Origin of the sequence: Burkholderia sp. SRS-25, assembly GCF_004343765.1 — a bacterium.
GTDB classification, from domain to species: domain Bacteria; phylum Pseudomonadota; class Gammaproteobacteria; order Burkholderiales; family Burkholderiaceae; genus Burkholderia; species Burkholderia contaminans.
Window position 1 is genome coordinate 282,711 of record NZ_PTXM01000010.1, and the last position, 19,509, is coordinate 302,219.

Genomic DNA, 19,509 nt, shown 5'->3' on the forward strand with positions numbered 1-19,509 from the left:
TGTGACAACATAGTAGGGGTCTAGCATGACTGATGCAGTAAGAAAGCCGAGGCCGGAATACCGGAACATCGGATTCGGCGATATCACGATGAAATATCGCATGCCGCTGGCAGCGATATTGTCGATTCTCCATCGAGTCAGCGGCGCGCTGCTGTTCTTGTTCCTGCCTTTCCTGCTGTTTCTCTTCGACCAGAGCCTCACGTCCGAGCTCAGCTTCGAAGTCTTCAAGGCTTTCCTCTCCAACATCATCGTCAAGCTGATCGTCCTCGCACTGTCGTGGGCCTTCTTCCACCATTTCTGCGCCGGCATTCGCCACCTGCTGATGGACGTCAACCACGACGCCGTCACGAAGGAAGGCGGCAAGCGGACGGCAGTCGTCGTCTTTGTCGTCTCGATCGCGCTGACGATCGCCATGGCACTCAAACTGTTCGGAGCATTCTAAGAAAATGGCAGCCAATAACCGAATCGGCTCGAAGCGCCTCGTCGTCGGCGCTCATTACGGCCTGCGCGACTGGCTTGCGCAGCGCATCACCGCCACGATCATGGCGGTCTACACGGTCATTCTGCTCGTCCTGTTCTTCGGCGCGCACGATTTCTCGTACGAAGGCTGGGCATCGATCTTCGCCGCGCAATGGATGAAGCTCGCGACCTTCGTGATGCTGCTTTCCCTCTTCTACCACGCGTGGGTCGGCGTGCGCGACATCTGGATGGACTACGTGAAGCCCGTCGGTGTGCGCCTGCTGCTGCAATCGCTGACCATCGTCTGGCTGCTCGCATGTGCGGGCTACGCCGCGCAGATTCTCTGGAGAGTGTAAAGAATGGCTGCAATCAAAACTAACCTCCCGCGCCGCAAGTTCGACGTGGTGATCGTCGGCGCGGGCGGCTCGGGCTTGCGCGCAGCGCTGCAACTGTCGCGCGCGGGCCTGTCGGTCGGCGTGCTGTCGAAGGTGTTCCCGACGCGTTCGCACACGGTGGCCGCGCAGGGCGGTATCGGTGCATCGCTCGGCAACATGAGCGAAGACAACTGGCACTTCCACTTCTACGACACGATCAAGGGCTCCGACTGGCTCGGCGACCAGGACGCGATCGAATTCATGTGCCGTGAAGCGCCGAACGTCGTGTACGAACTCGAGCACTTCGGCATGCCGTTCGACCGTAACGCGGACGGCACGATCTACCAGCGCCCGTTCGGCGGCCACACCGCGAACTACGGCGAGAAGCCTGTTCAGCGCGCCTGCGCGGCCGCCGACCGTACCGGTCACGCGCTGCTGCACACGCTGTACCAGCAGAACGTCGAAGCGAAGACGCAGTTCTTCGTCGAATGGATGGCACTCGACCTGATCCGCGACGCGGAAGGCGACGTGCTCGGCGTGACGGCCCTCGAGATGGAGACGGGTGACGTCTACATCATGGAAGGCAAGACGACGCTGTTCGCGACGGGCGGCGCAGGCCGGATCTTCGCGGCATCGACCAACGCGTTCATCAACACCGGCGACGGCCTCGGCATGGCGGCCCGCTCGGGCATCGCGCTGCAGGACATGGAGTTCTGGCAGTTCCACCCGACCGGCGTGGCCGGCGCGGGCGTGCTGATCACCGAAGGCGTGCGCGGCGAAGGCGGTATCCTGCGCAACGCGAACGGCGAGCGCTTCATGGAGCGCTATGCGCCGACGCTGAAGGATCTGGCGCCGCGTGACTTCGTGTCGCGTTCGATGGACCAGGAAATCAAGGAAGGCCGCGGCGTGGGTCCGAACAAGGATCACGTGCTGCTCGACCTGTCGCACATCGGCGCCGAGACGATCATGAAGCGTCTGCCGTCGATCCGCGAAATCGCGCTGAAGTTCGCGAACGTCGACGCGATCAAGGAACCGATCCCGGTCGTCCCGACGATCCACTACCAGATGGGCGGCATCCCGACCAACATCCACGGTCAGGTCGTCGGCACGTCGCGCGGCGGTCACAAGGATCCGGTCAACGGTTTCTACGCAGTGGGCGAATGCTCGTGCGTGTCCGTGCACGGCGCGAACCGCCTCGGCACGAACTCGCTGCTGGACCTCGTGGTGTTCGGCCGTGCGGCCGGCAACCACATCGTCGAGCACGTGAAGAACCAGAAGGAACACAAGCCGCTGCCGGCCGATGCAGGCGAATTCTCGCTGGCACGCCTGGCGAAGCTCGACAAGTCGACCGCGGGTGAATACACGCAGGACGTCGCGAACGACATCCGCTCGACGATGCAGAAGCACGCAGGCGTGTTCCGCACGTCGGAACTGCTGAAGGAAGGCGTCGACCAGATGGCCGGCCTGAAGGCACGCGTGGAAAACATCCACCTGAAGGACAAGTCGAAGGTGTTCAACACCGCGCGCGTCGAAGCGCTCGAGCTGGAGAACCTGATCGAAGTCGCTCGCGCAACGATGGTGTCGGCGGAAGCACGCAAGGAAAGCCGTGGCGCTCACGCCCACAGCGACTACGAACACCGCGACGACGAGAACTGGCTGCGCCACACGCTGTGGTACAGCGAAGGCGATCGCCTCGACTACAAGCCGGTTCAAATGAAGCCGCTGACGGTCGAATCCGTGCCGCCGAAGCCGCGCACGTTCTAAGCCGAGTCAAAGGAATCCGAAATGGCAAAACGCATTTTTGAAGTCTACCGCTACGATCCGGACAAGGACGCAGCGCCGCGCATGCAGACGTACGAGCTGGAGCTCGAGCACGAGCGCATGCTGCTCGACGCACTGGTCAAGCTGAAGGCCGTGGACGAGACGCTGTCGTTCCGTCGTTCGTGCCGTGAAGGCGTGTGCGGTTCGGACGCGATGAACATCAACGGCAAGAACGGTCTCGCTTGCCTGACGAACCTGAACGACCTGCCGCAGAAGATCGTGCTGCGTCCGCTGCCGGGCCTGCCCGTCGTGCGTGACCTGATCGTCGACATGACGCACTTCTTCAACCAGTACCACTCGATCAAGCCGTACCTGATCAACGACGCGCCGCCGCCGGAGAAGGAACGCCTCCAGTCGCCGGAAGAGCGCGACGAGCTCGACGGCGTGTACGAGTGCATTCTGTGTGCAAGCTGCTCGACGTCGTGCCCGAGCTTCTGGTGGAACCCGGACAAGTTCGTCGGCCCGGCGGGCCTGCTGCAGGCTTACCGCTTCATCGCGGACAGCCGCGACACGGCCACCGGCGAGCGTCTCGACAACCTGGAAGACCCGTACCGTCTGTTCCGTTGCCACACGATCATGAACTGCGTCGACGTTTGCCCGAAGGGCCTGAACCCGACGAAGGCGATCGGCAAGATCAAGGAACTGATGGTTCGCCGCGCTGTTTAAGGTCGAGATGAGCGATTCGCATCAATCCGACCCGCACCGTCGCGCACGCCTCCGCTGGCGTGCGCGGCGGGGTCTGCTGGAGAACGACATCATTTTCGAGCGTTTCTTCAGCAGATACGAGCATGACCTCACCGATGCAGACGTAGGCGCGTTGTCGCGCCTGCTCGATCTGAGCGACAACGACCTGATGGACTTGCTCCTCGCGCGCAAGGAACCAGAAGGCGACCTAGACAGCCCGGATATTCGCCGGCTGTTGGAGATGCTGCGCAACGTGTAACGCCAAGGCGTAACACGCTGTGCCCGTTATCGAATCCCGTTTCTTTATTTCGATTGAGGATGTGCCATGACTCCGTCTGATGTTAAAGCCACGCTATCGTTCAGCGACAACTCGCCGAGCGTCGAACTGCCGATCTACAAGGGCACGATGGGCCCGGACGTGATCGACATCCGCAAGCTGTACGGCCAGACCGGCAAGTTCACGTACGACCCGGGCTTCATGTCGACGGCAGCTTGTAATTCGGCGATCACGTACATCGACGGCGACAAGGGCGAGCTGCTGTACCGCGGCTACCCGATCGACAACCTCGCGCAAAACGCGGATTTCCTCGAAAGCTGCTACCTGCTGCTGAAGGGCGAGCTGCCGAATGCAGCGCAAAAGAAGGAATTCGTCGACACCGTCACGAAGCACACGATGGTGCACGAGCAGATGCACTTCTTCTTCCGTGGCTTCCGTCGCGACGCGCACCCGATGGCGATCCTCGTCGCCGCAGTCGGCGCGCTGTCGGCGTTCTACCACGACTCGCTCGACATCAACGATCCGCGTCACCGTGAAGTGTCGGCGATCCGCATGATCGCGAAGCTGCCGACGCTCGTCGCGATGGCGTACAAGTACAGCATCGGCCAGCCGTTCGTGTATCCGAAGAACTCGCTGTCGTACAGCGCGAACTTCATGCACATGATGTTCTCGAACCCGTGCGAAGAGTACAAGGTCAACGACGTGCTCGTTCGCGCACTCGACCGTATCCTGATCCTGCACGCCGACCACGAGCAGAACGCATCGACGTCGACCGTCCGCCTGGCCGGTTCGTCGGGCGCGAACCCGTTCGCCTGTATCGCTGCCGGTATCGCCTGTCTGTGGGGCCCGGCGCACGGCGGTGCGAACGAAGCCGCACTGAACATGCTCGAGCAGATCGGTTCGCCGGACAACATCCCCGAATTCATCAAGCAGGTGAAGGACAAGAATTCGGGCGTGAAGCTGATGGGCTTCGGTCACCGCGTGTACAAGAACTACGACCCGCGTGCGAAGCTGATGCGCGAAACGTGCTACGAAGTGCTGAACGAACTGGGCCTGCACGACGACCCGCTGTTCAAGCTCGCGATGCAGCTCGAGAAGATCGCGCTGGAAGACGAATACTTCGTGTCGCGCAAGCTGTACCCGAACGTCGACTTCTACTCGGGCATCGTCCAGCGCGCGCTGGGCATCCCGACGTCGATGTTCACGTGTATCTTCGCGATGGCACGTACGGTCGGCTGGATTGCACAGTGGAACGAAATGATCGGCGATCCGGAACAGAAGATCGGCCGTCCGCGTCAGCTGTTCATCGGCGATACGCCGCGCGAAGCGAAGCCGCTCAACGCACGTTAAGTCGTGCGCGGCGCGAACGGCCGACAGGCTGTTCGCGTCGGGCGATCGCAACGCCACGACACCCCGACGGGTCATCCCGTCGGGGTGTTTTCATTTGTGCGGCCGAGCTTTGCTCGGGCCCGCGCGGCGTTCCAGCGACGGCGGGCGCGTGTCGAGTGCCGGTGCGTCATGATCGGGCGCGTGGCCGTGCTGCACGAAGAATTGCCGGTATGCGCCGGGCGTCATCCCGCGTGCGGCGAGAAACTGGCGATTGAAGTTCGCGGCATTCGGAATGCCGCAGCGCGCAGCCACGGTCGCGATCGGCCAGTCGGTGCCGACGAGGTGACGGCACGCGTGCGCGAGCCGCAGCCGCTGTACGTAGCGGCCGACGCTTTCGCCAAGGTGCCGGACGAACAGGCGCTGCAAAGTGCGTTCGGACATGTGCGCGGTGGCGGCGAGCGCGTCGATGCGCAACGGTTCGTGGAAGTGCCGGTCGATCGCATCGAGCACGCGGTCGAGGCGTTCGGCTTCGGGGGCGGCGACGTTGGCGGGCGGTGTCGTACCGTCGGCCTGGTCGTACGCGTGCGCGGTGGCGAGCGGTTCACCACCGGCTTCCGCGAGATCGGCGAGCGTGTCGAGTGCGGCCGAGAGCCGTGTGCGTGGCGACGGATCGAGCAACTGCGGCAGCCGTGCGCGCATCGCGCGGGCCGCGTCCGTGCCGAAGTGCAGGCCCGGTGCGGCACGCCGCAGCAGCGAGCGCAGCGCTGCGTATTCGGGGCAACAGTCGGCCAGACGCCGCGCCCAGTCGCCGTCGAACCAGATGACGAGCGCGACTTCGGGTGCATCGCGATCGATGCGTGCATTCGACGACCAGGTATGCGGCAGGTTGGGCGGCACGAGCACCAGGTCGTCGTCGGCGTAGTGCGCGACGTGATCGCCGATGAAGCGTCGGCCGCGGCTGTTGAGCGTCAGCGTCAGCTCGTATTCGGGATGGCGATGCCATTCGAATGGAATGCGCGCGAGCTGACGGTGATACACGCGGATCGAACAGCCGGAGGCGAACGTCACGTGCTCGTACTGCGGTTTCATCGCGGCCTCCGGAGGGAGCCGGCATCGCGCCGTGGCATGATCGTGAGCGATCGTCACGAAGGAGCAATGCCATGTTTTCACATGTTTGCGTGGGGGTGACCGATACTTCGCGCGCCTACGATTTCTATGCGCCGCTGTTTGCGGAACTCGGGCTGCGCCTGAAATTCCGCGAGCCGGACGGCTGGTCGGGCTGGATGCCGGCCGACGCCGACCGGCCGCTGTTCTTCTTCGGCCACCCGCTCGACGGCCGCGCGCCCGAACCGGGTAATGGCCACACGATCGCGTTCGATGCGCCGACCCGCGCGCACGTCGATCGCTGCCACGCGCTCGCGCTGCGTCATGGCGGCACCTGCGAAGGGCCGCCGGGCCTGCGGCCGCACTATCACCGCGACTACTACGGCGCGTATTTCCGCGATCCGGACGGCAACAAGCTATGCGTGGTCTGCCATCGTCCGGCGTGATGCACGGTTGTCAGGATTGTATCGATAGTTGGCTGGATAGTGGTAATCGAGATCGCGCGCTGGTCGTACGCTGACAGCACATCACGACACCTGTCAGCGAGGAGACCACGATGCAACTGACGATTGACGACCTGCCTGCCGCGATTCGCGACGCGAAAAGGGCGCTGCGCGCCGACCTGCCCGGTTATACGGCCACGTTTCGCGAGCTGGAGGGCGATATCGCGCGGCAGGTCGACGTGATTCGCCGTGCGCATGCGCATGGTCTTGACGTCATTCCGGTGGTGCCGTTCGCGGATATAGCGGGCGGGACGGTCGATCCGCGCGCGATCGCCGCGATCCGCACGCATGGCGCGGTCGTGATCCGTGGCGTGTTCGACCCACGGCAGGCGCGCGACTGGAACGACGAGATCGGCGCCTACCTTGACGCGAACCGCTTCACCGACCGGTTGCATGCCCGTGCCGAGGACCGCTATTTCGGCAACCTCGCGTCGGGCAAGCCGCAGATCTACGGCGTCTACTGGTCGAAGCCGCAGGTGGCTGCGCGCCAGTCGCCGGCACTGACCCGGGCGCGCGTGTTCCTGAACCGCCTGTGGCGGCACGCGGACGGCGGCCGCACGCACTTCGATCCCGACCAGGTGCCGGCCTATGCGGATCGGATTCGCCGCCGCCCGCCCGGCTCGACGTCGCTCGGGCTGTCACCGCATGTCGATGGCGGTTCGGTCGAGCGCTGGCTTGGCGCGAATTTCCGGCAGGTCTACCGTCACGTGCTGGCCGGCCGCTGGCGCGATTACGACCCGTTCGATGCGGCGTTCCGTCCCGATGTCGAGGAGATTCCGTCGCCGGCCGTGTGCTCGATGTTCCGCACGTTCCAGGGCTGGACCGCACTGACGCCGCAGGGGCCCGGCGACGGTACGCTGCAGTTGATCCCGGTTGCGAATGCGATGGCCTACGTCGTCCTGCGGGCGCTGCAGGACGACGTGGCCGACGACGACCTGTGCGGCGCGCGTCCGGGACGCGCGCTGTCGATCCGGCCCGAATGGCACGCGCTGCTGCTCGACGCGCTGGTGCCGATCCCGCACATGGAGCCGGGCGACGCGGTGTTCTGGCACGGCGACGTCGTGCACGCGGTCGAGGATGCGCACCGCGGCAGCGGCGACAGCAACGTGATGTACATCGCGGCCGCGCCCGGTTGCGCGAAGAACGACGCGTACCTGCAGCGCCAGCGCGCTGCGTTCCTGCGCGGCGAGAGTCCGCCCGATTTCCCGGCCGATCATTTCGAGGTCGAATTCGACGGGCGCGGCGGGGAGGGCGATCTCACGGCGCTCGGCCGTTCGCAGATGGGGTTCGGGGCGGGCGTGCAGCAAGCGTGCCGCATGTGAAAGCGGCGGCTTGCCGGGCGGCGAACGGCGGGCTGCCGAATCCGCTGCGTGCGGCGCGCAATTCGACGCAATCGGCTGTCGGCGCAGCCGAAATCGACGCGAATTGCGCAATTTGGCTTCCGATAATGGTCCGGACACAACGCAGCCGCCCCGTGTGAAGCACGGGTGTGGCGCTGACCATGGAGGAGTCGATGCAATTCACGCAAGCGATCGTTCGCCGTCCCGCGCCGTCCTGTGGCGCGGGCCTGACCACGGCTGAACTCGGCGCGCCCGATTACGACAAGACGCTCACCCAGTTCCACGCATACTGCGAAGCGCTGCGCACGCTCGGCGTCGCGTTGACTGAACTGCCGCCGCTGGAGGCCTTTCCCGATTCGCATTTCGTGGAGGACACCGCGGTCGTGACGCCCGAATTCGCGGTGATCACGCGCCCCGGTGCGCCGGCGCGGCGGGGCGAGACGGTGCATATCGAAGCGGCGCTGGCCGCGCATCGCGATCTGCTGCCGATGCAGGACGGCCGTCTCGACGGCGGCGACGTGATGCAGGTCGGCAAGCGCTTCTACATCGGCCTGACGGGCCGCACCGACGCCGATGGTATCGCCGCATTCGAATCGCTCGTGGCGCGCTACGGCTATTCGGTCGTCGCGGTGCCGGTGGGCGCTGGCCTGCATCTCAAGTCGGTCGTCAACGCGCTTGGCGACGACACGCTGCTCGTGACCGAAGCGCTGGCCGCGCATCCGGCCTTCGCCGACTATCGCCGGATCGCGATCTCGGCCGCCGACGAATACGCGGGCAACACGCTGCGCGTGAACGGCACGCTGATCACCCCGGCCGGCTACCCGCGCGTGCACGACGCGATCGCGTCGCTCGGGTTGCCGCTGCACGTGATCGATACGAGCGAGTTCCGCAAGATGGACGGCGGCCTGACCTGCCTGTCGCTGCGGTTCTAGCCGATTGGCGCGCGGTCGCTTCGGCCGGATAATGTGGCCCCCGCGCGGAACAGGAGACGTTCCGCGCACCACCCACGACCCGACCGGAGCGAACGCGGATGACCGACAAGAAGATGCAGCTCGACAAGATCGATCTCCGGATCCTCGACATCCTGCGCACCGACGGGCGGATTTCCTACCGGAAGCTGTCCGAGCTCGTGAACCTCACGCCGCGGCCGTGCCAGGCGCGCGTGGAGCGGCTCGAGGCGCTTGGGGTGATCGAAGGGTACCGCGCGGTAATCAAGGCGCCGCGCGCGACCAAGCCGATCGTCGTGATCGCGCAGGTCACGCTGGCCGACCACGGGCGTTCGCAGGCGCCGTTCGAGGACGAAATGCGAGCGAATCCGGCCGTGCTCGATTGCTGGCTCGTCAGCGGCACGTTCGATTTTCTCGTACGGCTCGCGTGCGAGGATCTCGACGAGTACCGGCGAATCGCGAACGCATGGCTGGAAAGCCCGCGGTTCCGGATCGAGAAGATCGTGACGACGGCCGAACTGCAGGCGATCAAGCGCAGCATCGTGTGATGCGGCCGGCCGGAACGGGCCGGTTTCGATGCGAATGACCGGGCCTGACGATTTGCATTCCGAATCAAATCGTCAGGCTCCAATCGAACCAGGGTGAACACTATGGATGCTTTGCAAGCGGCAGCGGAGACGGCCGCACCGTCCGGAACGACGCTGAAGCGGCGTCTGCAGGGCCGCCACATCGCGATGATCGCGATCGGCGGTTCGATCGGCACGGGGTTGTTCGTCGCGTCGGGTGCGTCGGTCGCGCAGGCGGGGCCGGGCGGGGCGATCGCCGCGTATATCGCGATCGGGATGATGGTGTACTTCGTCGTCACGGGCCTCGGCGAGATGGCTGCGCTGATGCCGGTATCGGGCTCGTTCGCGATCTACGGCGAGAAGTACGTCGACGAAGGCTTCGGCGTCGCGCTCGGCTGGACCTACTGGTACAGCTGGGCCGTGACGATCGCGATCGAGCTGGTCGCCGCGCAGATCGTGATGCGCTACTGGTTTCCGACCATACCCGGCATCTGGTGGGGCGCGGGTTTCCTCGTGCTGATCTTCCTGCTGAATACGCTGTCGGTGCGCGGCTTCGGCGAATCGGAATACTGGTTTTCGCTGATCAAGGTCGTCACCGTGGTCGCGTTCATCGCGGCCGGGCTGCTGATCGCTGCCGGCCTGATCGGGAACGGACATCCGGTCGGCTTGCGCAACTTCACGACCGGCGACGCGCCGTTCGTCGGCGGCGTGCACGCGATGATGAGCGTCGCGCTGATCGCGGGCTTCTCGTTTCTCGGCACCGAGCTGGTCGGGATCACGGCCGGCGAATCGGAAAACCCGCGCAAGACGATCCCGCGTGCGGTGAAGCAGATCTTCTGGCGGATCATGTTGTTCTACGTGTTCGCGATCTTCGTGATCGGGCTGCTGGTGCCGTACACGGATCCGAACCTGCTGAAGAGCGACGTGACCGACATCGGCGTGAGCCCGTTCACGCTGGTGTTCAGCCACGCGGGATTCCGGCTCGCGGCCGGCGCGATGAATCTCGTGATCCTGACGGCCGTGCTGTCGGCCGGCAATTCCGGGACTTACGCGGCCACGCGGATGCTGTACAACCTCGCGGCGGAAGGGCGCGCGCCGGCCATGTTCGCGACGCTGTCGCCGGGCGGTGTGCCGCGCAACGCGCTGTACGCGACGATGGCCGTCGGCGGGCTGTGCTTCCTCACGTCGCTGACCAGCAACCAGAGCATCTATCTGTGGCTGCTGAATACGGTTGGCATCACCGGCTTCATTGCGTGGCTCGGCATCGCGGTCTGCCATTTCCGGTTTCGCAAGGGATTCCTGAAGCAGGGCTACCGGCTCGATCAGCTGCCGTACCGCGCGAAATGGTTCCCGTTCGGGCCGCTGTTCGCGATCGCGATCTGCATCGTGATCTCGCTCGGGCAGGATTACCAGGCGTTCTTCGCGGCCCGCATCGACTGGATGGAGGTGCTGTCGATCTACGTGTGGATTCCGCTGTTCGTCGCGATCTGGTGGGCGTATCGCCGTGCGCGCAAGAGCCGGCTCGTGCGCTACGAGGAGATGGACATCGGGCCATGGCTGACGCGTTCGGTCGAGGCCGTCGATGCAGCGGCTACGCAGCACGGGCAGTCGCACTGACTGCCTGGTATCGAAAGCGCGGTATCGCGGGCCGGCCGTGTCGTGCGGCCGGTGCCGATGCGGGGGCGGCCATGCACGAAGCGGCTCGGATGCCGTTCTCCGCTACTTGTCCAGCTCCGGATAGTGCCGGAAGATGCCCATGTCGTTGAACGGAATGCGGCGTTCCGACTCGAGATAGCGCGCGACAGGCGGATGCAGTGCAACGCGGTCGTGCAGTGCAACCAGCGCCGCGATCTTCCGCTCTTCGCGCTTCATCGCTTTCGGAAACGCGTAGCGCAGGCCCTCGATCAACTGGAACATCGACAGGTCCGCATAGCTGAGTGCGTTGCCGGCTAGGTAGCCGCTCTTGTGCGGATTCTGGTCGAGTACGCGCGCGAAGTAACCGAGGAATTTCGGCAGCCGGTTTTCCAGGAAATCGGCCGAACGCTCGGCGGCTTCCGCCTGCTGATCCTCATAGTAGAGGCCGCTTGCAATCGGATGATGCGTGTCGTGGATCTCGGTGACGAAATCGGCGACGGTCAGCTGAAGCTGGTGCACCCACAGCCGGCCGGCTTCGTCGTCGGGCGTGAGTCCCAGCCGCGCGCCGAGAAACAGCAGGATGTTCGCGGTCTGCCCGATGACGATTTCGCCGGCCTTCAGGAACGGCGGCGCGAACGGCACGCATTCCGCCTTCGTGCTGTCCATCATGCGCATCATTGCCGGCACACCCATGCCGCGCCCCGATTCACGTGCGACGTCGACATAGTCGGCTTCGGCCGCTTCGAGTGCGAGCCGCACGTATTCGCCTCGGCCCTGGATCTCGGGCCAGTAATACAGTTCATATCGCATGCTGTTTTCCCGTTCGTTGAACCGGCTGCCACCGGCATCGTGACGACCGGGCGGCCACGCGTCGCGGGCCACCCGCTGCGAATAGACAGTCTAGGCGATCGCAGGAAAAGTGCCGCGTGCGTCGTGCGTTACGCGCCGCGCTCGCCGCCTTCGGGGCCGTAGAAGAACACCCAGGTCGAGAAGTCCTCGGAGAAGCCGACGAAGCGGTGTTCGGCGTGTGCCGGGACGAACAGTACGTCGCCGGCCGTGATGTCGCATTCGCGTCCGTCGACGACGAAGCGCGACGTGCCCGTGGCGATCGCGTAGACCTCGTCGCGCGCATGCGGCTTCTGCTTGTCCTCGATGCGCGGCCGGTACAGTTCGACGTCGAGCGTACCGTGGCGAAACAGCGTCGTGAACAGCGTGCCTTCATCGTCGAGGCGGGCGAGCGATTCGTTCAGGCCGAGCTTCATGGTGGGGGCTCCGGATCCGGATCGTGGGAGCTAGGGCAGGCGTTGCGCCATCGTATCTCGAAATCGGGAGCGCGATGTTCTGCGCCCGACGAGGCAGGCGAATCACGTCGCTCGCCACCGATGAAACGGCGCCGGCACACGCTCGCCATGGATGAAACGCATGTGTCCATCGATGAAACAGCGTGACGATCGTCCGCATTCGATCGACAGGTTCACCGCGATTTAATAAACGCCCACTACGATCGCGGATCGTCAATCGTCCGATGTGCAGCGATTCGATTCGAGCGTCGACCGTGCCATCCATCGCCATCGCCCAACCGCGCGACGCGTCAGATTGTCGTTTCCCGTGAACCCGCGACTTGCAATGCCGTGACCGGCTGCCGGCGTTGCTCGCATCATTTCGTATTTCTCATGAATCGAAACCCGTCGGCTTCTTTACGCAGAAAAATTCTTGCTGCCGCACCCGCGGTTGCCGTGGCACCGTTGCTGAGTGCGTGCGGCGGTGACGACGTCACGTCGGCGCCCGTCACCGATGCGGCGCTGGCCGCGCAGATGTCCGCGAAGCTCGATGCGCAGCTCGGCGACGCGGCGACGGTCAATGCGATCGTGCCGGCGCTGACCGACGTCGGCTTCACGTGGGCCCTGCCGACCGTGCCGGCCGCGCAGGTCGGCGCGATCGTCGCGTACAGCTTCGGCAATCGCCCGAACGCGGCAAGCGGCAACACGTCGAGCACCGGCGGCAACCAGACCGCGCTGCCCGACCCGGGGCCCGTCAACGAAGCGCTCGCGGATGCCGTGTACCGGATTCGCCAGTTGAAACCGGTGAAGGTGTACGCGCAGTGGGAGATCGCGCGCTTTCTCGTGTCGAAGTGCGGGATGGGAACCGACGTGCTGTCGTCGATCGAGCCGGTGATCGCGAGCGATGGCTCGATCGTGTACCTGAGCACGGCCGGCGTCGCGGCCGTGGCCGTGTCGCGCGCGGGCGGCGCGGCGGCGATGGGCGCCGTCGCGGTGGTCGGCCATCGCGACCATGCGAAGCGCTGCATCCAGACCTCGCAGCAGGCGGGCATGAAGGCCGCCGCGGTGGCCGAGGTGTCGCTGCCGACGATATACGACCCGCAATCGGGTCAGCCGTGGACGCGCAATCGCAGCCTCTATCTCGTGCACGACATGTATGCGCAGATGCTTGGCCGCGCGGTGACCGCGACGATGCAGGCGTTCCCGAAGGGCTGATGCCTTCCGCTCCTCACTCGAATCTCATGACCATGACGACCCGCCGCCATTTCCTGGCTTCCACTTCGTTGCTCGCCGCCTCGTGTGCATCCGTTGCCCCGGCTTTCGCGAGTGATGCCCCGGTTTCCGATGCGGAATTGCAGCGCCAGATGCTCGGCAAGCTGACGAACGAATTGAACGATCGCGCGACCGCCGCCGACGAAACCGGCTACCTGTTCGACACGTTTTTCTCGTGGACGCCGCCGACCGTCGACGCTGCCGGCATCAATACGATTGCCGCGTTCAGCTTCGGCAATCGTGCTGCGACATCCGGCGCCACGCCGGTGCCTGGCCCCGTGAACGAGGCGATCGCCGACGCCGTATTCCAGCTTCGACAGAAGGTCGCGGCTCCGATCTACGCGCAGCAGGAAGTCGCGAGCGTGCTCGCATCGAAGTACGGGCTGACGGCCGGCGTGACGTCGATCGCGACACCGGCCCTGACTGCCGGCAGCCCGATACCGACACCTGATGGCGTGGCGGCCGCGATCGTCAAGCAGGCCGGCTCGGCCGCGGCGCCAGGGAAGGTCGGCATCGTCACGCATGCGGATCAGGCGTCGATGGCCGTGCGCGTGTCGACCGCGGCAGGGATGCAGGCTGCCGTGCCGGCCGGCCTCACGCTGCCGTCTCTCTACGACACGTCGGCGCTGATGCCGGCCATGCGACGGCGCGATCTCTACCTGATCAGCAACGCGGGCGTGCAGCTCGGCATGCTGCGCCTCGCCCTGATCGATCGCGAGTACCCGAACGGCTGACGCCGCGACGCATCGGCGCACGCGATCCGGGCGGCGCGATCCGCGATTCGCCGTCGCGCCGCACCGGACCGTGCGTGCCCCGTTTGCCGGGTAATGCCGATACAGGTATTGGGACTACCAGCCAAACCACTGTTTTTAATGGGTTTTTTCGCGTCCGGCCTGCGCCGTGACGCGTTCTGCGTGGCATAATCGACCGCATCCGCAAGGCTTGTAGTCACAACGACCCCGCATACCCATGGCACAGACTCTCTACGACAAATTGTGGAACACCCACGTGGTCCACACCGAGGAAGACGGCACGACTCTGCTCTACATCGACCGTCAGCTGCTGCATGAAGTCACGAGCCCGCAGGCGTTCGAAGGGCTGAAGATGGCGCAGCGTCCGGTGTGGCGCATCAGCGCGAACCTGGCCGTGTCGGACCACAACGTGCCGACCACCGATCGCAGCCACGGCATCGCCGATCCCGTCTCGAAGCTGCAGGTCGACACGCTCGACGCGAACTGCGATGCGTTCGGCATCACGCAGTTCAAGATGAACGACGTGCGCCAGGGCATCGTCCACATCATCGGGCCGGAGCAGGGCGCGACGCTGCCGGGCATGACGATCGTGTGCGGCGATTCGCATACGTCGACGCACGGCGCATTCGGTGCACTCGCGCACGGCATCGGCACGTCGGAAGTCGAGCACGTGCTCGCCACGCAAACCCTGCTGCAGAAGAAGAGCAAGAACATGCTCGTGAAGGTCGAAGGCACGTTGCCGCGCGGTTGTACCGCGAAGGACATCGTGCTCGCGATCATCGGCAAGATCGGCACGGCCGGCGGTACGGGCTACGCGATCGAATTCGGCGGCTCGACCATTCGCGCGCTGACGATGGAAGGCCGGATGACCGTCTGCAACATGGCGATCGAGGCCGGCGCGCGCGCAGGCATGGTTGCGGTGGACGACACGACGATCGACTACCTGAAGGGCCGCCCGTTCGTGCCGACCGGCGCGGAATGGGATCAGGCCGTCGAATACTGGCGCCAGTTCAAGTCGGACGACGGCGCGCAGTTCGACCGCGTGGTCGAACTGAACGCGGCCGAGATCGTCCCGCAGGTCACGTGGGGCACGTCGCCGGAAATGGTCACGTCGATCGACGGCCGCGTGCCCGATCCCGAGCGCGAGAAGGATCCGGTCAAGCGCGACGCGATGGAGCGCGCGCTGGCGTACATGGCGCTCGAGCCGAACACGCCGATCGAATCGATCAAGGTCGACAAGATCTTCATCGGCTCGTGCACGAATGCACGTATCGAAGACATCCGCGCGGCCGCCTATGTCGTGAAGAAGCTGAACCGTCGTGTCGCGTCGAACGTGCGGCTCGCGATGGTCGTGCCGGGCTCGGGCCTCGTGAAGGCGCAGGCCGAGCGCGAAGGGCTCGACAAGGTATTCACCGATGCGGGCTTCGAATGGCGTGAGCCGGGCTGCTCGATGTGCCTCGCGATGAACGCCGACCGGTTGGAGCCGGGCGAGCGCTGCGCGTCGACGTCGAACCGCAACTTCGAAGGCCGTCAGGGCGCGGGCGGTCGCACGCACCTCGTGAGCCCCGCGATGGCGGCGGCCGCGGCGATCGAAGGTCACTTCGTCGACATTCGCCAGTTGGGGTAACGCGTGACGGCATCGAAAGTCATTGCGCGGCGGGTTGCCGCGCTGGCGCTGGCGGGGCTGGTTTTCGGCCTCGCGGGCTGCAATACCGTCCGAGGCTTCGGCCAGGACGTCAATGCCGCCGGCAACGCGCTTCAGCGCGCCGCGGACTGACGCCGCCGACCGAGAATTTGCGATGGGTGCCGGCTGGATGCCGGCCCTTCAACCGGATAGACGGATCATGGAAAAATTCACTGTGCATACCGGCGTCGTGGCGCCGCTCGATCGCGAGAACGTCGACACCGACGCGATCATCCCGAAGCAGTTCCTGAAGTCGATCAAGCGCACGGGCTTCGGTCCGAACGCATTCGACGAATGGCGTTATCTCGATCACGGCGAGCCGGGCCAAGACAACTCGAAGCGTCCGCTGAATCCCGACTTCGTGCTGAACCAGCCGCGCTACCAGGGCGCATCCGTGCTGCTCGCGCGCAAGAACTTCGGCTGCGGCAGCTCGCGCGAGCACGCACCTTGGGCGCTGCAGCAGTATGGCTTCCGCGCGATCATCGCGCCGAGCTTCGCTGACATTTTCTTCAACAACTGCTACAAGAACGGCCTCCTGCCGATCGTGCTGACCGAGCAGCAGGTCGATCACCTGTTCAACGAGACGGTCGCGTTCAACGGCTTCGAGGTGACGGTCGACCTCGACGCGCAAGTCGTGCGCACGGGCGACGGCCGCGCGTATCCGTTCGAGATCGCCGCGTTTCGCAAGTACTGCCTGCTGAACGGCTTCGACGACATCGGCCTCACGCTGCGCCACGCGGACAAGATCCGCCAGTTCGAAGCCGAGCGCCTCGTGAAGCAGCCGTGGCTCAACACCAAGCTGGTCGGCTGAGATCGCCTTTCGGGCGGGCGCGCCGGCGGCGCGTTCGCCGGCCTGCCTCCATAAAAACCTACCCAGTCAGGAATTTCGCATGAAGATTGCAGTGCTGCCCGGCGACGGCATCGGTCCGGAAATCGTCAATGAAGCCGTGAAGGTGCTGAACGCACTCGACGAGAAGTTCGAACTCGAACAGGCGCCGGTCGGCGGCGCGGGCTACGAGGCGAGCGGCCATCCGCTGCCCGACGCGACCCTGAAGCTCGCGAAGGAAGCCGATGCGATCCTGTTCGGCGCCGTGGGCGACTGGAAGTACGACTCGCTCGAGCGCGCGCTGCGCCCCGAGCAGGCGATCCTCGGGCTGCGCAAGCACCTCGAGCTGTTCGCGAACTTCCGCCCGGCAATCTGCTATCCGCAGCTCGTCGATGCGTCGCCGCTGAAGCCCGAGCTGGTCGCGGGCCTCGACATCCTGATCGTGCGCGAACTGAACGGCGACATCTACTTCGGCCAGCCGCGCGGCGTGCGCGCTGCTCCGGACGGCCTGTTCGCCGGCGAGCGCGAAGGCTTCGACACGATGCGCTATTCGGAACCGGAAGTGCGCCGCATCGCGCACGTCGCGTTCCAGGCGGCCCGCAAGCGCGCGAAGAAGCTGCTGTCGGTCGACAAGGCGAACGTGCTCGAGACGTCGCAGTTCTGGCGCGACATCATGATCGACGTGTCGAAGGAATACGCGGACGTCGAGCTGTCGCACATGTACGTCGACAACGCGGCGATGCAGCTCGCGAAAGCGCCGAAGCAGTTCGACGTGATCGTCACGGGCAACATGTTCGGCGACATCCTGTCGGATGAAGCGTCGATGCTGACGGGCTCGATCGGCATGCTGCCGTCGGCGTCGCTCGACAAGAACAACAAGGGCCTGTACGAACCGTCGCACGGTTCGGCGCCGGACATCGCGGGCAAGGGCATCGCGAACCCGCTTGCGACGATCCTGTCGGCCGCGATGATGCTGCGCTACTCACTGAATCGCGCGGAGCAGGCCGATCGCATCGAGCGCGCAGTGAAAACGGTGCTCGAACAGGGCTACCGCACGGGCGACATCGCGACGCCGGGCTGCCAGCAGGTGGGCACGACGGCGATGGGCGACGCGGTGGTCGCGGCGCTGTAACGCAATCATGTAGAAAGGGTGCGAACAGGCCGCGAAATCGGCCGGTTCGCATGCGGTTGGCCGTTGTGCGGGCCACCGGCTTTGTGTAAACTCGAACGATGGCGCATCTTTCCCTGATCTCCCCGGTCTTGAAACTCCACGGCAACACAGCCCGTGCGGGTGCGCGCGCCATCGTCATCACGAAAACCATTACCACGAAAACGATCATTAAACGCTGATCGTCCGTCGTGCCCGCCTATTTCCCCGCGCGGTCACACCGGGGACGGAAATGGCGGGGAAGCTCCATCAAAGGGTTAGTCATGAACGTAGGTCTCGTAGGTTGGCGCGGCATGGTCGGCAGCGTCCTGATGCAGCGCATGCAGGAAGAGGGCGATTTCGACCTGATCGAACCGGTGTTTTTCAGCACCAGCAACACGGGCGGCAAAGCGCCGTCGTTCGCGAAAAACGAGACTACGCTCAAGGACGCGACCAACGTCGACGAGCTGAAGAAGTGCGACGTGATCATCACGTGCCAGGGCGGCGATTACACGAACGACGTGTTCCCGAAGCTGCGCGCGGCCGGCTGGAACGGCTACTGGATCGATGCGGCATCGTCGCTGCGGATGAAGGACGACGCGGTCATCATCCTCGATCCGGTCAACCTCGACGTGATCAAGGACGCGCTCGTCAAGGGCACGAAGAACTTCATCGGCGGCAACTGCACGGTCAGCCTGATGCTGATGGCGCTCGGCGGCCTGTTCCGCGAGAACCTCGTCGACTGGATGACGGCGATGACCTACCAGGCCGCATCGGGCGCGGGCGCGCAGAACATGCGCGAGCTGCTGTCGCAGATGGGCACGCTCAACGGCGCGGTGAAGGAGCAGCTCGCCGATCCGGCTTCCGCGATCCTCGACATCGACCGCCGCGTGCTGGCCGCGATGAACAGCGATGCGATGCCGACGAGCAACTTCGGCGTGCCGCTCGCCGGTTCGCTGATCCCGTGGATCGACAAGGATCTCGGCAACGGGATGTCGAAGGAAGAGTGGAAGGGCGGCGCGGAAACCAACAAGATCCTCGGCAAGCCGGCCATGGGCGAGCCGGGTTCGATCCCGGTCGACGGCCTGTGCGTGCGGATCGGCGCAATGCGCTGCCACTCGCAGGCGCTGACGATCAAGCTGAACAAGGACGTGCCGCTCGACGAGATCAACGGCATCCTCGCGTCGGCGAACGACTGGGTGAAGGTCGTGCCGAACGAGCGTGAAGCGTCGATGCGCGACCTGTCGCCGGCGAACGTCACGGGCACGCTGACGGTGCCGGTCGGCCGCCTGCGCAAGCTCGCGATGGGCGGTGAATACCTGTCGGCATTCACGGTCGGCGACCAGCTGCTGTGGGGCGCTGCCGAGCCGCTGCGCCGCATGCTGCGCATCCTGCTCGACAAGTAAACTGCATGACCGGCCCGCGAGATGCGGGCCGCGGTGCACGAGATTGCGCGCCGCGTCGGCCTTGACGATATCAAGGCTGGCGCGGCGCGTTTTTCATGTGCGG

At 65.0% G+C, this 19,509-nt stretch carries 22 protein-coding genes; 19 read left to right on the top strand and 3 right to left on the bottom strand.

Annotated features, from left to right (window positions below; genetic code table 11):
• Positions 1-25 precede the first annotated feature (25 nt).
• The 6 genes from sdhC (at position 26) to gltA (ending at position 4,965) form a co-directional block, all read left to right on the top strand.
• Positions 26-442 (top strand): succinate dehydrogenase, cytochrome b556 subunit, encoded by a 417-nt coding sequence (gene sdhC, locus C5O79_RS16330; protein WP_034185792.1) that lies wholly within the window; start codon positions 26-28, stop codon positions 440-442.
• A 4-nt stretch (positions 443-446) separates the two neighbouring features.
• Positions 447-815, top strand: coding sequence for a succinate dehydrogenase, hydrophobic membrane anchor protein (gene sdhD, locus C5O79_RS16335; protein ID WP_011355745.1), 369 nt, complete (start codon positions 447-449; stop codon positions 813-815).
• Positions 816-818: 3 nt separating this feature from the next.
• Positions 819-2,597, top strand: coding sequence for a succinate dehydrogenase flavoprotein subunit (sdhA, locus tag C5O79_RS16340; RefSeq protein ID WP_047850278.1), 1,779 nt, complete (start codon positions 819-821; stop codon positions 2,595-2,597).
• A gap of 21 nt (positions 2,598-2,618) precedes the next feature.
• On the top strand, positions 2,619-3,320 hold the full coding sequence (locus C5O79_RS16345) for a succinate dehydrogenase iron-sulfur subunit (protein WP_011355743.1): 702 nt from the start codon (positions 2,619-2,621) through the stop codon (positions 3,318-3,320).
• A 7-nt stretch (positions 3,321-3,327) separates the two neighbouring features.
• Positions 3,328-3,597, top strand: coding sequence for a succinate dehydrogenase assembly factor 2 (locus tag C5O79_RS16350; RefSeq protein WP_046549911.1), 270 nt, complete (start codon positions 3,328-3,330; stop codon positions 3,595-3,597).
• Positions 3,598-3,663: 66 nt separating this feature from the next.
• Positions 3,664-4,965, top strand: coding sequence for a citrate synthase (gene gltA / locus C5O79_RS16355; RefSeq protein WP_011355741.1), 1,302 nt, complete (start codon positions 3,664-3,666; stop codon positions 4,963-4,965).
• Between the two features lie 90 nt (positions 4,966-5,055).
• Here gltA and C5O79_RS16360 read toward each other — a convergent pair whose 3' ends face one another.
• Complete coding sequence (locus C5O79_RS16360; RefSeq protein WP_122477362.1) at positions 5,056-6,033, bottom strand: AraC family transcriptional regulator; 978 nt, start codon at positions 6,031-6,033, stop codon at positions 5,056-5,058.
• A gap of 71 nt (positions 6,034-6,104) precedes the next feature.
• Here C5O79_RS16360 and C5O79_RS16365 point away from each other — a divergent pair, with 71 nt between their 5' ends.
• The 5 genes from C5O79_RS16365 (at position 6,105) to C5O79_RS16385 (ending at position 11,021) form a co-directional block, all read left to right on the top strand.
• Positions 6,105-6,494 (top strand): VOC family protein, encoded by a 390-nt coding sequence (locus C5O79_RS16365; RefSeq protein WP_046549909.1) that lies wholly within the window; start codon positions 6,105-6,107, stop codon positions 6,492-6,494.
• 110 nt (positions 6,495-6,604) lie between these two features.
• Positions 6,605-7,873: a DUF1479 domain-containing protein gene (locus tag C5O79_RS16370; protein ID WP_122475323.1), complete on the top strand. Its 1,269-nt coding sequence runs from the start codon at positions 6,605-6,607 to the stop codon at positions 7,871-7,873.
• Positions 7,874-8,064: 191 nt separating this feature from the next.
• Positions 8,065-8,823, top strand: a complete 759-nt coding sequence (locus C5O79_RS16375) for an arginine deiminase family protein (RefSeq protein ID WP_046549907.1) — start codon at positions 8,065-8,067, stop codon at positions 8,821-8,823.
• 98 nt (positions 8,824-8,921) lie between these two features.
• A complete protein-coding gene (locus C5O79_RS16380) occupies positions 8,922-9,386 on the top strand; it encodes an Lrp/AsnC family transcriptional regulator (protein ID WP_071332888.1) in 465 nt (154 codons plus the stop codon).
• Positions 9,387-9,488: 102 nt separating this feature from the next.
• Complete coding sequence (locus C5O79_RS16385; RefSeq protein WP_046549905.1) at positions 9,489-11,021, top strand: amino acid permease; 1,533 nt, start codon at positions 9,489-9,491, stop codon at positions 11,019-11,021.
• A gap of 102 nt (positions 11,022-11,123) precedes the next feature.
• Here C5O79_RS16385 and C5O79_RS16390 read toward each other — a convergent pair whose 3' ends face one another.
• Entirely contained in the window at positions 11,124-11,849 is a 726-nt protein-coding gene (locus C5O79_RS16390; RefSeq protein ID WP_122477364.1) for a glutathione S-transferase, read from the bottom strand.
• 128 nt (positions 11,850-11,977) lie between these two features.
• Positions 11,978-12,301: a cupin domain-containing protein gene (locus C5O79_RS16395; RefSeq protein WP_122475326.1), complete on the bottom strand. Its 324-nt coding sequence runs from the start codon at positions 12,299-12,301 to the stop codon at positions 11,978-11,980.
• A 411-nt stretch (positions 12,302-12,712) separates the two neighbouring features.
• Here C5O79_RS16395 and C5O79_RS16400 point away from each other — a divergent pair, with 411 nt between their 5' ends.
• The 8 genes from C5O79_RS16400 (at position 12,713) to asd (ending at position 19,406) form a co-directional block, all read left to right on the top strand.
• A complete protein-coding gene (locus C5O79_RS16400; protein ID WP_122475328.1) occupies positions 12,713-13,534 on the top strand; it encodes a hypothetical protein in 822 nt (273 codons plus the stop codon).
• Positions 13,535-13,566: 32 nt separating this feature from the next.
• Entirely contained in the window at positions 13,567-14,325 is a 759-nt protein-coding gene (locus C5O79_RS16405; RefSeq protein ID WP_047850273.1) for a hypothetical protein, read from the top strand.
• A 235-nt stretch (positions 14,326-14,560) separates the two neighbouring features.
• Complete coding sequence (gene leuC, locus C5O79_RS16410; protein ID WP_039358286.1) at positions 14,561-15,970, top strand: 3-isopropylmalate dehydratase large subunit; 1,410 nt, start codon at positions 14,561-14,563, stop codon at positions 15,968-15,970.
• Positions 15,971-15,973: 3 nt separating this feature from the next.
• Positions 15,974-16,120: an entericidin A/B family lipoprotein gene (locus C5O79_RS16415; RefSeq protein WP_039358289.1), complete on the top strand. Its 147-nt coding sequence runs from the start codon at positions 15,974-15,976 to the stop codon at positions 16,118-16,120.
• A gap of 67 nt (positions 16,121-16,187) precedes the next feature.
• The gene (gene leuD / locus C5O79_RS16420; protein ID WP_047850272.1) at positions 16,188-16,838 is read left to right on the top strand and encodes a 3-isopropylmalate dehydratase small subunit; all 651 of its coding nucleotides are present in this window, start codon (positions 16,188-16,190) and stop codon (positions 16,836-16,838) included.
• A 79-nt stretch (positions 16,839-16,917) separates the two neighbouring features.
• A complete protein-coding gene (gene leuB / locus C5O79_RS16425; protein WP_046549898.1) occupies positions 16,918-17,985 on the top strand; it encodes a 3-isopropylmalate dehydrogenase in 1,068 nt (355 codons plus the stop codon).
• Between the two features lie 98 nt (positions 17,986-18,083).
• Complete coding sequence (locus tag C5O79_RS38935; protein ID WP_047850271.1) at positions 18,084-18,203, top strand: hypothetical protein; 120 nt, start codon at positions 18,084-18,086, stop codon at positions 18,201-18,203.
• An 81-nt stretch (positions 18,204-18,284) separates the two neighbouring features.
• Positions 18,285-19,406: an aspartate-semialdehyde dehydrogenase gene (gene asd / locus C5O79_RS16435; RefSeq protein WP_027791140.1), complete on the top strand. Its 1,122-nt coding sequence runs from the start codon at positions 18,285-18,287 to the stop codon at positions 19,404-19,406.
• The last annotated feature ends 103 nt before the right edge of the window (positions 19,407-19,509 follow it).

Excerpts from the sequence above, each read along its gene's own strand:
- sdhC (WP_034185792.1), top strand. The coding sequence starts at position 26 with ATGACTGATGCAGTAAGAAAGCCGAGGCCGGAATACCGGAACATCGGA.
- sdhD (WP_011355745.1), top strand. The coding sequence starts at position 447 with ATGGCAGCCAATAACCGAATCGGCTCGAAGCGCCTCGTCGTCGGCGCT.
- sdhA (WP_047850278.1), top strand. The coding sequence starts at position 819 with ATGGCTGCAATCAAAACTAACCTCCCGCGCCGCAAGTTCGACGTGGTG.
- C5O79_RS16345 (WP_011355743.1), top strand. The coding sequence starts at position 2,619 with ATGGCAAAACGCATTTTTGAAGTCTACCGCTACGATCCGGACAAGGAC.
- C5O79_RS16350 (WP_046549911.1), top strand. The coding sequence starts at position 3,328 with ATGAGCGATTCGCATCAATCCGACCCGCACCGTCGCGCACGCCTCCGC.
- gltA (WP_011355741.1), top strand. The coding sequence starts at position 3,664 with ATGACTCCGTCTGATGTTAAAGCCACGCTATCGTTCAGCGACAACTCG.
- C5O79_RS16360 (WP_122477362.1), bottom strand. The coding sequence starts at position 6,033 with ATGAAACCGCAGTACGAGCACGTGACGTTCGCCTCCGGCTGTTCGATC.
- C5O79_RS16365 (WP_046549909.1), top strand. The coding sequence starts at position 6,105 with ATGTTTTCACATGTTTGCGTGGGGGTGACCGATACTTCGCGCGCCTAC.
- C5O79_RS16370 (WP_122475323.1), top strand. The coding sequence starts at position 6,605 with ATGCAACTGACGATTGACGACCTGCCTGCCGCGATTCGCGACGCGAAA.
- C5O79_RS16375 (WP_046549907.1), top strand. The coding sequence starts at position 8,065 with ATGCAATTCACGCAAGCGATCGTTCGCCGTCCCGCGCCGTCCTGTGGC.
- C5O79_RS16380 (WP_071332888.1), top strand. The coding sequence starts at position 8,922 with ATGACCGACAAGAAGATGCAGCTCGACAAGATCGATCTCCGGATCCTC.
- C5O79_RS16385 (WP_046549905.1), top strand. The coding sequence starts at position 9,489 with ATGGATGCTTTGCAAGCGGCAGCGGAGACGGCCGCACCGTCCGGAACG.
- C5O79_RS16390 (WP_122477364.1), bottom strand. The coding sequence starts at position 11,849 with ATGCGATATGAACTGTATTACTGGCCCGAGATCCAGGGCCGAGGCGAA.
- C5O79_RS16395 (WP_122475326.1), bottom strand. The coding sequence starts at position 12,301 with ATGAAGCTCGGCCTGAACGAATCGCTCGCCCGCCTCGACGATGAAGGC.
- C5O79_RS16400 (WP_122475328.1), top strand. The coding sequence starts at position 12,713 with ATGAATCGAAACCCGTCGGCTTCTTTACGCAGAAAAATTCTTGCTGCC.
- C5O79_RS16405 (WP_047850273.1), top strand. The coding sequence starts at position 13,567 with ATGACGACCCGCCGCCATTTCCTGGCTTCCACTTCGTTGCTCGCCGCC.
- leuC (WP_039358286.1), top strand. The coding sequence starts at position 14,561 with ATGGCACAGACTCTCTACGACAAATTGTGGAACACCCACGTGGTCCAC.
- leuD (WP_047850272.1), top strand. The coding sequence starts at position 16,188 with ATGGAAAAATTCACTGTGCATACCGGCGTCGTGGCGCCGCTCGATCGC.
- leuB (WP_046549898.1), top strand. The coding sequence starts at position 16,918 with ATGAAGATTGCAGTGCTGCCCGGCGACGGCATCGGTCCGGAAATCGTC.
- C5O79_RS38935 (WP_047850271.1), top strand. The coding sequence starts at position 18,084 with ATGGCGCATCTTTCCCTGATCTCCCCGGTCTTGAAACTCCACGGCAAC.
- asd (WP_027791140.1), top strand. The coding sequence starts at position 18,285 with ATGAACGTAGGTCTCGTAGGTTGGCGCGGCATGGTCGGCAGCGTCCTG.